At 69.1% G+C, this 13,347-nt stretch carries 12 protein-coding genes; 6 read left to right on the plus strand and 6 right to left on the minus strand.

Features of this window, described 5'->3' with window-relative positions; all coding sequences use genetic code 11:
• Window positions 1-21 precede the first annotated feature (21 nt).
• The 3 genes from RJT68_RS19310 to RJT68_RS19320 form a co-directional block, all read right to left on the minus strand.
• Entirely contained in the window at window positions 22-1,875 is a 1,854-nt protein-coding gene (locus tag RJT68_RS19310) for a carbon starvation CstA family protein (RefSeq protein ID WP_407038150.1), read from the minus strand.
• Window positions 1,876-1,986: 111 nt separating this feature from the next.
• Window positions 1,987-2,949: an ArsA family ATPase gene (locus RJT68_RS19315; RefSeq protein ID WP_407038151.1), complete on the minus strand. Its 963-nt coding sequence runs from the start codon at window positions 2,947-2,949 to the stop codon at window positions 1,987-1,989.
• Complete coding sequence (locus RJT68_RS19320; protein ID WP_407038152.1) at window positions 2,949-3,245, minus strand: hypothetical protein; 297 nt, start codon at window positions 3,243-3,245, stop codon at window positions 2,949-2,951. The genes RJT68_RS19315 and RJT68_RS19320 overlap by 1 nt, the downstream gene beginning before the upstream one ends.
• 415 nt (window positions 3,246-3,660) lie before the next feature.
• Here RJT68_RS19320 and RJT68_RS19325 point away from each other — a divergent pair, with 415 nt between their 5' ends.
• Together RJT68_RS19325 and metX are read left to right on the plus strand one after the other, a co-directional pair.
• Window positions 3,661-4,980: an O-acetylhomoserine aminocarboxypropyltransferase/cysteine synthase family protein gene (locus tag RJT68_RS19325; protein ID WP_407038153.1), complete on the plus strand. Its 1,320-nt coding sequence runs from the start codon at window positions 3,661-3,663 to the stop codon at window positions 4,978-4,980.
• 295 nt (window positions 4,981-5,275) lie between these two features.
• Entirely contained in the window at window positions 5,276-6,532 is a 1,257-nt protein-coding gene (gene metX, locus RJT68_RS19330; RefSeq protein ID WP_407038154.1) for a homoserine O-acetyltransferase MetX, read from the plus strand.
• 94 nt (window positions 6,533-6,626) lie between these two features.
• Here metX and RJT68_RS19335 read toward each other — a convergent pair whose 3' ends face one another.
• Together RJT68_RS19335 and serB are read right to left on the minus strand one after the other, a co-directional pair.
• Window positions 6,627-7,019: a hypothetical protein gene (locus tag RJT68_RS19335; RefSeq protein WP_407038155.1), complete on the minus strand. Its 393-nt coding sequence runs from the start codon at window positions 7,017-7,019 to the stop codon at window positions 6,627-6,629.
• 169 nt (window positions 7,020-7,188) lie between these two features.
• A complete protein-coding gene (gene serB / locus RJT68_RS19340; RefSeq protein ID WP_407038156.1) occupies window positions 7,189-7,830 on the minus strand; it encodes a phosphoserine phosphatase SerB in 642 nt (213 codons plus the stop codon).
• A 234-nt stretch (window positions 7,831-8,064) separates the two neighbouring features.
• On the opposite strand from serB, the gene RJT68_RS19345 reads away from it, so the two are divergent.
• Window positions 8,065-8,961 (plus strand): EamA family transporter, encoded by an 897-nt coding sequence (locus tag RJT68_RS19345; protein ID WP_407038157.1) that lies wholly within the window; start codon window positions 8,065-8,067, stop codon window positions 8,959-8,961.
• A gap of 65 nt (window positions 8,962-9,026) precedes the next feature.
• Here RJT68_RS19345 and RJT68_RS19350 read toward each other — a convergent pair whose 3' ends face one another.
• Entirely contained in the window at window positions 9,027-9,803 is a 777-nt protein-coding gene (locus RJT68_RS19350) for an MOSC domain-containing protein (RefSeq protein WP_407038158.1), read from the minus strand.
• 221 nt (window positions 9,804-10,024) lie between these two features.
• On the opposite strand from RJT68_RS19350, the gene serA reads away from it, so the two are divergent.
• The 3 genes from serA (at window position 10,025) to RJT68_RS19365 (ending at window position 13,318) form a co-directional block, all read left to right on the plus strand.
• Window positions 10,025-11,608, plus strand: coding sequence for a phosphoglycerate dehydrogenase (gene serA, locus RJT68_RS19355; RefSeq protein ID WP_407038159.1), 1,584 nt, complete (start codon window positions 10,025-10,027; stop codon window positions 11,606-11,608).
• 132 nt (window positions 11,609-11,740) lie between these two features.
• On the plus strand, window positions 11,741-12,121 hold the full coding sequence (gene hisI / locus RJT68_RS19360) for a phosphoribosyl-AMP cyclohydrolase (RefSeq protein WP_407038160.1): 381 nt from the start codon (window positions 11,741-11,743) through the stop codon (window positions 12,119-12,121).
• Window positions 12,122-12,127: 6 nt separating this feature from the next.
• Entirely contained in the window at window positions 12,128-13,318 is a 1,191-nt protein-coding gene (locus RJT68_RS19365) for a DUF7118 family protein (protein ID WP_407038161.1), read from the plus strand.
• Window positions 13,319-13,347 lie beyond the last annotated feature (29 nt).

Below are 13,347 nucleotides of genomic sequence, written 5' to 3' on the forward strand. Positions count from 1 at the left end.
GATCGACGGCCGCGTCCGCCGCTAGTCGTCGTCGGTTCCCGGCGTCCCTTCGCCGGGACCGCCCGGCCCGGTTCCCGTGCCGCTCTCGCGAGCCGCCTGGATGTTTCCGTATCCCATCCTGATGATCGAGAGCGCGAGCCAGATCATCACGAGCGCGATCACCATCCGGAGACCAGTCGAGAACAGGTCGACCGTCGACGCTTCCGCGCGAGCGCTGGAGTTGAGCAGCGTCGAGTAGAGGTTCTCGTACAGCGCGAGCCAGAGGAGGCCGGAGATCGTGATGATCGTCATCACGACGACCGGGACTCCGGTGCTCAGGAGCTGTTTGGTGTCGCTCCAGTTGGCGAGCCAGACGGTGGCCGTCAGCAGCGCCAGCGCGGCGAGCAACTGGTTCGCGCCCCCGAACAGCGGCCACAGTTGCTCCCACTGGCCGCTCACGACGAGCAGGAACGCCAGCACGACGGAGACGCTGGTGTTGACGTACTTGTTCGCGGCGACCTCCTCGACGTCAGTTTCGGGGGTGCCAACGAGTTCTTCGACCATGTACCGTCCGAGTCGGAGCCCGGTGTCGAGGCTCGTCAGCAGGAAGCTGACGAAGATCAGCGCCATGAACACCTGACCGACCTCCAGCGGAACGCCGAGGCCCGTGAGGATCGTCCCGCCGCCGTCGGCGAAGTTGGGGAGCGCGGCCCCGACGCCCGAGACCCCCGCATCGGTGAACGCGACGACCGACACCGCGGAGAGGGCGGTGGCGGCGAGCAAGCCTTCCGCGAGCATGCCGCCGTAGCCGATCAGGCGAGCGTCGGTCTCGCGGTTGAGCTGCTTCGCAGTGGTCCCGGACGAGACCAGCGAGTGGAAGCCGCTGATCGTCCCGCAGGCGATGGTGATGAACAGCAGCGGGAACAGCGGCATCGCGGTGTCGATACCGCCCATGAAGCCCGAGTACGCCGGAAGCTGAATCTCGAGCGCCCCCGACCCGCCCTCGGTCGTCCCGAGGAACGTCCCGACGAGGACCGCCGCGAGTGCCCCGCCGACCCCCGCGTAGAGGAGGAACGACGAGAGGTAGTCGCGCGGCTGGAGCAGCGTCCAGACCGGGAGGATGCTCGCGACCGCCGCGTAGAGAAGCGACACGACGACCCACGCGGCGACGTTCGCCCCGAACAGCTGCGCACCCGGTATCCACTCGCCCCCTCCTGAGAAGAGAACGATCGACTCGTCGGCGAACCCGGACGGCTCGAAGAGCGCGACGGGGTACTCGATACCCACCCAGACGCTGGCGAAGACGGCCGCGACGAAGATGGCCGTCCCCGGAATGAACGGGAGGTCGAGCTGGTAGAGCCAGACGCCGAAGACGACCGCGAGTCCGACGTAAATCAGGCTCGCGGTCGCTGCCGGCGGGTAGGCGTCGACGACGAGCGCCACCAGCAGCGCGAACACCGCCACGACGAGGATGATCACGAGGAAGGCGAACCAGAGGAACATGTTCTTCCCCCGCTCGCCGAGGTACTCCCCAATGATGTAACCGATCGACTTCCCCTCGTGGCGGACGCTCGTCGAGAGCGCCATGAAGTCGTGGACCGCGCCCATCAGCGGGTTACCGATCGCGACCCACAGCAGGGCCGGCACCCAGCCCCAGACCAGCGCCGCCGTGATCGGGCCGGCGATCGGCGCGCCGCCCGCGACGCTCGAGAAGTGGTGCCCGAGCAACACCGGTTTCTTCGCCGGTACGTATTCTTGACCGTCCTCGTACTTGTGCGCCGGCGTCGCGCGCGAGTCGTCGAGTTCGACGAATCGCGAGAGGTACCGCCCGTACCCGATGTACCCCACGGTGAATAGTGTGAGCACCGTCGCGACGATCCAGATGACCCCTGTCATAAGCGTTCACCTTGTGAATTACAGCAGATCCCTATAAATCATGCGGGATACTACCAAGCGTCTCACCGGCTGACACGTACCGTAGCGGGGTATTTTATCAGTAATAGTCGATTACGCTCCCGGCGCCGTCTCGATCTCGAGTTCGTCGCCGACCGACCCCAGCCGCTCTCCCCGAATCTCCTCGACGTGCGTCTCGAGTTCGGCGACCACCGGCGGCTCGAGTTCCGCCTTCGCCGTCTCGAGGCGCTCGCGCTCCGTTTCGACCCGTGAGCGGAGGTAGCACGCGCCGCGACCGTTCTCGTCCGGATCGGGTTCGGGGGTGAGGCGGTTGGCGACCAGGCCGCGGACCTCGAGGCCCCGCTCGCGGAGCTGGTCGATCGCGCGGCCGGTCTCGCGGATCGACAGCGAGTCGGGGTTGAACACGAGGAAGAAGGCCGCCTCGTTCCGGAGGGTTTCACCGGCGTACTCGAAGAACTCCTTGCGCTCCTGGAGGTGGGCCAGGACGGGGTCGCCCTCCATCACCCGCCGCGGTTCCAGGTTTCCGATCGCCGCCTTCTCGAAGAGGTCGATGCTCTGGCGGCGCTTGGCCGCTAAGCGGTCGATCCACCCCTCGAGGAACTCGGGCAGGGAGAGCAGACGGAGGGTGCCGCCGGTGGGCGAGGTGTCGAAGACGACGCGATCGTAGGGATCGGACTCCCGCATCACGTCGACGAAGCGGTCGAACAGCGCGGCCTCGTAGGCGCCGGGGGTGCCGTGGGCCATCTCGATCTGGCGGTCGACCTCGTTGACCATCGCCGCCGACACCTGGTCCGAGAGCTTCCGCTTGACGTCCATCAGGTGGCGGGAGACCTCCGTTTCGGGGTCGATCTCCATCGCGGAGAGCCCCTCGACGCCCTCGACGGGGCGGGGGTCGTCCCCGAACTCCTGATCGAAGAGGTCGCCCACCGAGTGGGCCGGGTCCGTCGAGACGACGAGCGTCTCGAGGCCCGCGTCGGCGCACCTGTAGGCGTACGCGGAGGAGACGGTCGTCTTGCCGACCCCGCCCTTGCCGCCGAAGAAGACGAATCGCTCCATCAGAAGTGGTACTGCTGGCCCTTGCGCTCGATCAGGGTGCTCCGGTCCCAGAGGCGGCGCTCCCACGCCTCGAACTCGTCCTCGAGGTAGGGGAGCAACTCGGCGGTGTAGTACGAGACCGGCGAGGGGATGCCGAAGGCGTCGGGGAAACACGCCAGCATGAACGCGTCCTCGAGGTCCTCGGCTTCCTTCTCGATCTTCTCGTAGGCGGGGTGGGCGAGCATCCCGTGGGACAGTCCCCGGAGCCACTCCTCGAGGGCGGCCCGGTACGCGGCGATGCGATCGGCGAGCGTCATCGTCTGTCATGCGCGGGCACGGAGCCAAAAAGATATCGTCTGAAAGCCCCCGGCGCGCTCTGGCGAGCGCGCCGGCCCCTTTCATTCCCACCCGCGGTGGTTTGGTCGGCCGGCCAACGCGTGGAACCAGATGAGATGGCCGACACGCGGGACCCAGACGGATGGCAGGCACGCGCGACTCGACGAGAAAGCTGACACGTGAAACCTGATGAGAGGGCCGACATGTGGAATTCAACCGGGTTGTTGCGGTTTCGCCTCCCGTTCCGGCCTCGAGGGTCGAGCGTTCCGATCGTCGACGCCAGCCGCCGCTTCTCAGGAGTCGATGTCGCTCGAGCCGTGGTACTTCCCCCCCACGACCTGCGGTATTTGCCGTTACTGACGCGCATATGAGTGTGGGGGAGTATGCGTACTAAACATGAGCGACGACTCGAGCGACGGGGACGAACCCGGTTGTCGACGGGGATTCGGAACGCGCAGCGTCCACGCCGGACAGGAGCCCGATCCGGCGACGGGCGCGGTGGCGCCGCCGATCTACCAGACCACCTCCTACGCCTTCGACGACGCCGATACGGCCGCGGACCTCTACGCGCTCGAGCGCGAGGGGTACATCTACTCGCGCATCTCGAATCCCACGGTCAGGACCCTCGAGAAGCGTCTGGCCTCCCTCGAGGGCGGGGCGGACGCGGCTGCGACGGCCAGCGGGATGGCCGCCCTGGATTCGGCCGTCCTCGTGCTCGCGAAGGCGGGCGAGAACGTCGTCGTTTCGACGGACACCTACGGCGGCACGACGGCCTACTTCTCGCGAACCGCCTCGCGGCGTAATATCGAGGCGCGGTTCGTGGACACGCTGGACTACGACGCCTACGAGGAAGCGATCGACGACGACACCGCGTTCGTCCACCTCGAGACGATCGGCAACCCGTCGCTCGTCACGCCCGACTTCGAGCGCGTGGCGGGGATCGCCCACGACGCGGGCGTCCCGCTCGTCGTGGACAACACCTTCGCCAGTCCGGCGCTGTGCCGGCCGCTCGAGCACGGCGCCGACGTCGTCTGGGAGTCGACGACGAAGTGGCTCCACGGCTCCGGCACCACGGTCGGCGGCGTCCTCGTCGACGGCGGGGACTTCCCCTGGGAGGCGGAGGGGTACGAGGAGATCGGCGGGAAGAACCCGGCCTACCACGACGTCGACTTCTCCGAGGACTTCGCCGACGCGCCTCTCGCGGCGGCCGCGCGCTACCGGTCCCTTCGGAGCCTGGGGAACCAGCAATCGCCGTTCGACGCCTGGCAGACCCTCCAGGGCCTCGAGACGCTGCCCCTCAGGGTGTCCAAACACTGCGAGAACGCCGCCATCGTCGCCGACTACCTCGACGACCACGAGGACGTCGCCTGGGTGACCTACCCGGGCCTCGAGGGCCACGAGACCCACGAGAGCGCTGACCGCTACCTCGCCGACTACGGTAGCATGATCGCCTTCGGCCTCGAAGGCGGCTATGAGGCCGGCAAGATCTTCTGCGAGAACGTCGAGGTGGCCCAGTTCCTCGCGAACATCGGCGACGCGAAGACGCTCGTGATCCACCCCGCGAGCACGACCCACGGCCAGCTCACCCCCGAGGAGCAAGAGGAGGCGGGCGTCACGACCGACCTCGTCCGGCTGTCGGTGGGGATCGAGGACCCGGCGGACATCCTCGCGGACCTCGAGGCGGCCATCGAGGCGGCGACCGAGGCGACGTCGTAGGTCGCGGCGCCGATCGCCGTTCCACCGTTTCCGACCCCTTTTTGCCGTGAGTTTCGCGTAGCGCCCCGGCAGCCGCCGGTTCGGCGGTCTCCATCCGCAGCCGCGCGAATCGATCAGGTACGAGCAGATCTTGCCGTAACTGAGGGTTATTAGACGACTCGAGAATATGCACGACACACATGAAACGTCACGGAACGTCGGCGGCGTCGGGGGGACGGAGCCTGCCGCCCGCGGAGTTCGCCGGGGCCGTGGGGTCCGCGCGGCTCGAGCGGCCGGGACCGTCGGGGTGGTGGCCGTGAGCACGACGAAGGAGACGGTCGACCTCGGGGAATTCGCGTTCGAGTGCGGCGAGTCGATTCCGAGCCTCGAAGTCGCCTACGAGACCTACGGCGAGTTCACGGGCGACAACGCGGTGTTGATCTGCCACGCCCTGACGGGGAGCGCCCACGTCGCCCGGCGGCCCGACGCGGGCGACGAGACGGCCGGTCAGGCACGCGCCTGGTGGGGCGACGTCGTCGGGCCCGGGAAAGCCATCGACACGACCGAGTACTACGTGGTCTGTGCGAACGATCCCGGCTCCTGCTACGGGACGACGGGTCCGTCGAGCACGAACCCGGAGACGGGCGAGCCCTACGGGACGGACTTTCCGCCGGTCACCGTCGGCGACTGGACCCGCGCCCAGCGGCGGCTGCTCGACGAACTCGGCGTGGGCCGGGTCCACGCCGTCGTCGGCGGCAGCGTCGGCGGTATGAACGTCCTCGACTGGCTGCGACGCTACCCCGACGACGTCGAGCGCGCGGGAGCCGTCGCCACCGCGGCCCGCCTCGACGCGCAGTGTCTCGCCCTCGACACCGTCGCTCGGCGGGCGATTACGTCCGATCCGAACTGGAACGGCGGCCACTACTACGGCGTCTCCGAGAGCGACGCGAACGGAGGCTCGTCGGACGCGTCCGACGGCGGCGAGAAGCCCAGCGAGGGGCTGGCTCGAGCGCGCCAGATCGGCCACATCATGTACCTCTCGAAAGCCTCGATGTCCCGGAAGTTCGGCCGGCGGTCGGCGGGTCGCGAGGCGGCCCGGGAGACGCCGCCGGATCCGGCCGCCGCCTTCTTCCCCTACCGGGAGGTCGAGTCCTACCTCGACTACCAGGCCGACAAGTTCGTCGACCGCTTCGACGCCAACAGCTACCTCTACATGACCCGCGCGATGGACGACTTCGACCTGTCTGCGGGCTACGAGTCCGACGCAGACGCGCTGGCCGCCTTCGAGGGCGAACTCCTCCTCCTCTCCTTTACGGGCGACTGGCACTTCACGGTCGAGCAGGCCGAAGCCCTCGCCGAGTCCTGTCGCGAGGCGGGCGTCGACGTCGCCCACCACGTGATCGAGTCGGACCACGGCCACGACGCCTTCCTCGTCGAACCCGAGAAGGTCGGCCCGCCGCTGTCGGACCTCCTCGAGGCGGGCCTCGGCGGTCGGTCGATCACGGACACGGACGAGGAGAAGGAGGAACCGCAGGCGTTCGCGCCGGTGCACACGAGTCTGTTTTCGGAGTGATTCGCCGTCGCGTCGGCGTCGTCGGACGGCGCTACCGTCGATCGGACGAAATCGGTGGAGAGAAAGACCGTTTTACCGGGCGTAGACCGTCGATTCAGTCGTCGGCCGGTGCGAAGCCGGCGTGGGCGTTGCCCATGCGCGCGCCGTCCATGTACTGCTCGGCGCGCACGCCGTCGGAACGGACGTCGTCGAGCCAGAGGCGGGCGTCTCGAGCGAGTAACTCGGGGTTGGTGTTGCGAACGAACGCGGGCGTGGCCGGCGAGCGGACGAGCGCTATCAGGGCCCACATCGAACCGGCGGCGAACGATCCGAGGCCGGAGTAGGTCATGCCGAGGGACATGAAGGTCATCGCGTACACGAACCCGATCGCCATCGAGGGGAGGCTCGTCCCGAGGGGTACTCGCGCGCTCGCGTCGCGGAGGGTCGGGGCGAGAAAGACGATCGAGAGGCTGCTACCGATCAGGAACACGAGGTCTTGCCACATCATCAATATTCCTAACTCGGTTATGAGTAAAAACCTCTCGGTATTGAAATCGGCCGTTGGTCCGAAGGGTCACCGCGACGGACGAGTCGGCGACGGCGGAAAACTGAGTCCGACGAACCGAGAGTCGGGCGGTCGACGGACTGCGCGTCGAGGCCGCGACGGAAGCCAGCGATTACGACTCGAGGACGCCCTCCTCGACGAGCACGTCGCGAGCCTCGGCCATCGAGGTGACGACGACGTCGCAGGCCGGTTCGACCGCCGGTTTCGGGTCGAATCCGATCGCGAGGCCCGCCACCTCGAGCATCGGCAGGTCGTTCGCGCCGTCGCCCACCGCGACGGTCTCCTCGAGCGGGACGCCGACGTCCTCGGCGAGGCCGGCGAGCGCGTCGTCCTTGGTGCCCTCGATGAGCGGCCCCTCGACGTCGCCCGTGAGTTCGCCGCCCTCGATCGGCAACCGGTTCGAGACGATGTGGTCGACGGAAACGCCCGCTTTCTCGAGGGCGGCGGCGACGCCGCCCTCGAAACCACCCGTTACGATGGCGGTCGTGACGCCCGCCTCGTTCAGTTCGCGGAGCAGGTCGGCGGCGCCCGCGCGGAGGATCACGTCGTCGTAGGCGTCGTTGGCGTCGGCCTCGGAGAGCCCCTCGAGCAGGGCCGCCCGCGAGCGCAGGCTCTCGGCGTACCCGATCTCGTCGTTCATCGCCCGCTCGGTGATCTCGGCCATGTCGGCGGCGACCCCGCAGCGCTCGCCGAGCAACACGGTCATCTCGGAGTCCGAAAGCGTCCCGTCGAAGTCGAAAGCGACGACTGTCATCGTCGCCGGATTGACGCCGACCGAATAAACCAGTTCAGGTTTCGCCCGTTCTCGATCGACGCCGCCGAGGACGGCCGCTCGAGCGCCGTCGTCGGTCGACACCGCGTCGCGGGAACGGTCGACGCCTCCGCCTTCCGGATCCACAACCGCTTTGGCTCGAGCGCCGCGAGTGCCTCCTATGAGACCGGTCGCCCGTCCAACCGCCGCGCTCGCGTTCGAATCCGGCTCCGTTCGATGACGAGTCAGACGCTCGAGGTCGTCGCCCTCGCGCTGATCCCCGCGCTCCTCTGGGGCTTCACGCCGATCTTCGACAAGCGGGGGATGGCCGCCGGCGGGAGTTCGGTGCAGGCGTCGCTCGTCGTCGCCCTCGTCGACTCGACGATCTACTGGCTCGTCATCGCCGTCCTCCGCGGCGGGTCGGCCTTTTCCGGGCTCACGCCCGAGACCGCCGGCGTCTTCGTCTTCGCGGGCGTCGTCGGGACGGCCCTCGGCCGGATCACGATCTTCGTCGGCGTGGATCGGGTGGGGGCGAGCCTCAACAGTGCCATCCTCAGCACGCGACCGCTGTTCGCCACGCTGATCGCCCTCGTCTTCCTCGGCGAACCCCTCGGCCCGGTGACGGCCCTCGGAATCGTGATCCTCGTCGCGGGGCTCTCGCTGCTCACGATCTCGAGGGGCGGCGACCTCGAGGGGTGGGAACCCCGCGACCTCCTGTGGCCGATCGCCGCCGCGGCCACCTTCGCCGTCGCGAACGTCGCCCGCCGGTACGGCATGCTCGGGTCGCCGATCTCGGCGCTCGAGGCGGTCGCGCTCAACGAGACCGCAGGCGTCGTGGCGCTGGTCGCCTACGCCCTCGCGCTCGGGAAGACCGACGCGTTCCGGACGCCCCGGGCGTCTTACCGCTACTTCGCCGCCAGCGGCCTCCTGACGACCGTCGCGATGCTCTCGCTGATGGCCGCGCTTGGCCGCGAGGGCGGGCGAATCGCGCTCGTCGATCCCCTGGTGGCGACGGCGCCCTTCTTCACGCTGGTGTTCGCCGCCGTCCTGCTGCGCGACCTCGAGCGGGTCACGCGGGGCGTGGTCGGCGGGGCGGCGCTGATCGTGGGAGGGGCGGTGTTGATCACCATCTGAGCGCCCGCCGTCGCCCTCGTTTCGCGGCTTCGTACTCGAGGACGACGGTCGGGTATCCGTCGGCGTCAGTCGACGACCGCGACCGAATCGCCGACCCGCAGCGTCGCGCCGCGGTGGGCCTCCGGCACGCGCGCGATGAGCATCATCGTGTAATAGTGATCGAACGCGTCCTCGTCCGCCCACTCGGGAAAGGTCTCCTCGCGGTTTTCGACGAACCGCCGGCGGAACGCCTCGATCGGTTCGCCCGTGTCGGGGTCACGCTGGGGGACGACGCAGCGCCCACAGGGCGTGACGCCCTCGAACCGGACGCCGCCGACCTCGAACGCGGGCGCGTCCTCGCCGACGAACCGATCCTCCCAGAAGGGCTCGACCCCGCCGACCTCGACGTTCGCCCGGAGGCGACGGCGCGCCCCCTCGACGGTCACCTCGTCGAACCAGTCGGCGACGGTGCGAAGCGTCGCGGTGCTGATCACCGACGGCCCCATCTCGCGGCGGTCGACGTACCCCAGCGTCCGATCGCGCTCGAGGGTCAGGTCCTCGTCGAAGAACTCGCCGAACCACGCCGCCGCCCGATCGCGATCCGCGTTCGTCTCCAGGTCGAAGCGCTCGCGTTCGCCGTCGGGGGCTACGACCGCGAGTTCGCCCGTGTCGGGGTCGAAGTCGGTCCGCAGGTCGTGGACGCGGTCGGTCCGCTTGCCGTTGATCACGTCGCCGTCCCCGTCGAAGAGCGCGAACTCCCGATCGCGGGCGAGCGTCCCGCCCTCGAGGACGTCCGCCGCCTCGACGCCGACGCCGTCGAGCCCCTTCACGGGGTAGACCCTGAGTCGCTCGAGTCGTGCCATCGAGTCCACGTTCCACCCGACCAACGAATAGCTGTTCGTTCGAACAGTTTCGGCTGCGAACTGGTGACAGCACTGGCCCCTTTTACGGCGACCGCTGGCACCCATCCACTTCGAACGATCGAGCGGAACGCGGTTTCGGCCGCCGACGGGCGTCTCAGGTATATTTTGCCGGCCCCGTGAACAACGGAAGCGTTTACCCGTTCCGCACAATTGACTCGCCCATGAACGTGCTGGTTACGGACCCGATCGCGGACGCGGGTCTCGACGTGCTCCGGGAGGCGGGGTACGAGGTCGAAACGGGCTACGAACTCGAGGGCGACGATCTGCTCGAGGCGATCTCGGACGCCCACGGGCTGATCGTTCGCTCCGGGACGGAGGTCACGGCGGAGGTCTTCGAGGCCGCCGAGGAGCTCGTCATCGTGGGCCGTGCGGGTATCGGCGTCGACAACATCGACATCGACGCCGCCACCGACGAGGGCGTCATCGTCGCCAACGCGCCGGAGGGGAACGTCCGCGCGGCGGCCGAACACACCGTCGCGATGGCCTTCGCGGTCGCCCGCTCGATCCCGCAGGCCCACGCCCGCCTCAAGAGCGGCGAGTGGGCCAAGAGCGACTACCTCGGGGCCGAACTCAACGGCAAGACCCTGGGCGTCGTCGGCCTCGGCCGCGTCGGCCAGGAGGTCGCGAAGAAACTCGACTCGCTCGGGATGGACATCGTCGCCTACGACCCCTACATCTCCGAGGAGCGCGCCGAGCGGATCGGGGCCGAACTCGTCGAGTTCGACGCCTGCCTCGAGCGCGCCGACTTCCTCACCATCCACACGCCGCTGACCCCCGAGACGGAGGGGCTGATCGGCGAGGCGGAGATGGAACTGCTCGAGGGGAGTTACGTGATCAACGTCGGTCGCGGCGGCATCATCGACGAGGACGCCCTCGCCGCGGCCGCCGAGGAGGGGATCGTCGCGGGCGCGGCGCTCGACGTCTTCACCGAGGAGCCGCTGCCGGAGGGCTCGCCCCTGCTGGCCCACGACGAGATCGTCGTCACGCCCCACCTCGGGGCCTCCACCGAGGCCGCCCAGGAGAACGTCGCCACCTCCACCGCCGAGCAGGTCGTCGCCGCCCTCGAGGGCGAACCCGTCGCGAACGCGCTCAACGCCCCCTCGATCGACGAGAGCGCGTTCCCGCGCCTCGAGCCGTACATCAACATCGCCGAGACCGCCGGAAAGGTCGCCGCCCAGTTGCTCGACGGTCGCATCGAGCGCGTCGAGGTCACCTACGAGGGAGACATCGCCGACGAGGACGTCGATTTCGTCACCGCCAGCGCGCTGAAGGGCGTCTTCGAGCCCCTCGAGTGGCAGGTCAACGCGGTCAACGCCCCCCAGATCGCCGAGGACCGCGGCGTCGACGTCACCGAGTCGAAGACCCGACAGGCCGAGGACTTCCAGAGCCTGGTCTCGGTCGCGGTGGGCAACGGCGACCACGAGATCTCGGTCGACGGAACCCTGTTCGCCGGCGACGACCCGCGGATCGTCCGCATCGACGGCTACCGCGTCGACGCCATCCCCCACGGGAAGATGGTCGTCACGCGCAACACGGACGAACCGGGCGTCATCGGCCTCATCGGGACCGTGATGGGCGAACACGGCGTGAACATCGCCGGCATGTTCAACGCCCGCGAGGCCATCGGCGGCGAGGCGCTCACCGTCTACAACGTCGACACCGAGATCCCCGACGCCGCCCGCGAGCAACTCGAGTCGGACGAGCGCATCATCGAGGTGCGCTACATCACCCTCAACGGGCAGTAGCCGAATCGACTCGAGGGATCGGTCGTCCGCCCGCGAAACGAGTCCGTTTTCGTCCGGTCGTCGCGCACGAGGGCGAGCGTCGCGACCCCGCGCGGCAAAAGACCTATCGCCCCGTCGGTCAACCGTTCGCACATGGACGACGGAGTTTCGGTCGACTACGGCGAGGACGGCCTGGTCCCCGCCGTCGCACAGGACGCCGAGAGCGGCGAGGTGTTGATGCTCGCGTACGTCTCGCCGGAAGCCCTCGAGCGAACGCGCGAGACCGGCCTCGCTCACTACTACTCGCGCAGTCGGGACGAACTCTGGCAGAAGGGGAAGACGAGCGGCCACGTCCAGCGCGTCGCGGAGGTGCGCGTCGACTGCGACGGCGACACGTTGCTGTACCTCGTCGACCAGGAGGGCGGCGCCTGCCACACCGGCCACCGATCGTGTTTCTACCGGACGATCGAGGGCGAGGACGTCGGGGAGCGGGTGTTCGATCCCGAGGCCGTCTACGACCGCGAGCACGAGTGATCTCCCATGGGTGAAACGAGCGGCGGCGCCGACGCCGGCCGACCGACCCGACCGGACGACGGGAACGACCACCGCTTCGAGGCGCTCGAGGAACTCGAGGGCGCCCGGAACCGCCTGGCGGCGGCCGAGGAGGCGATCGACGCCGAGGGCCGCGAGTCCGTCGAGGCGACCGCCCGGGCCTACCGGAAGGCGATCGACCTGCTCGACGCGTACGTCGACAAGGCGACCGGAACCGGGCGGGAGAACTACGTGGCGTACCGCCGACTCAAGTCGCAGGTCGCCTCGCTGGTCGACTCCCTGCCCGAGGAGGCGAACGCCCGGGACGCCTTCGACGCGCTCGTCGACGCCCTCGACAAGCGCCGGCTGAGCGAGTCGGACTTCGAGCGCGCCCGGACCGCCCTCGAGCCCGCGAAGCGCTACGCGGACCTGCTCGAGGAGCGCGACGCCGCCCGCGAGGCGCTCGCCGGGGCCCGGAAGTCGGCGACCCTGCGGCGGCGGGCGATCGACGACGAGATCGCCGAACGCGAGCGGCTGCTCGGGCTCTCCGAGGCCGACCTCGAGGCCCCCGTCGAGCGCCTCCGGGGCCCGATCGAGGCCTACAACGACGCGATGCGGGAGGCGTTCGAGGCCTACTACCACGAGGCCTCGGCTCGCGAGGTCCTCTCGCTCGTCGACCGGAGCCGGTGGTACCCCTTCGTCGACTACGAGCAGCCGCCCGCCGACCTCGAGTCGTATCTCTTCGAGAACCCGGCCGGCGAGTACGCGATCCCCGAACTGCTCGAGTACGCCGACTACACCCGATCGAAGCTCGACCACTACGTGGACGACGCGGACGAACTGAAGCGGCGGGTGGCGACCCAGCGGACCTACCTCGAGGGGATCGACGCCGAGCCGCTGACGATCCCCTGGCCGCCCGAGCCGGCGGGCGTGATGCGGCGCCGGACGCGCGAGTACCGGCCGTTCGTCGCCCGCGCCGCGGACGAGGGGGCCGTGACGCTGCTCCGCGAGCTTCGCCTCCTGACGCGCGCTTCCGACGCGGAGTACGAGCGGCTGCAGACGGCCGCGGACGCCATCGAGCGGCTCACCGACGACGAGCGCCGGCGGCTGGCCGACGGCCGCGTCGACGCCGAACTCGAACGGTTGCGGGAGGAGCGGGGACGACTCGACGAGGCGCTGGCGGTCGAGGACCCGGCGTGACTTCGGCGGCGGTCGAGTGCCCCCCGGAC

Source organism: Halovalidus salilacus (assembly GCF_031852275.1).
Classification (GTDB): Archaea; Halobacteriota; Halobacteria; order Halobacteriales; family Natrialbaceae; genus Halovalidus; species Halovalidus salilacus.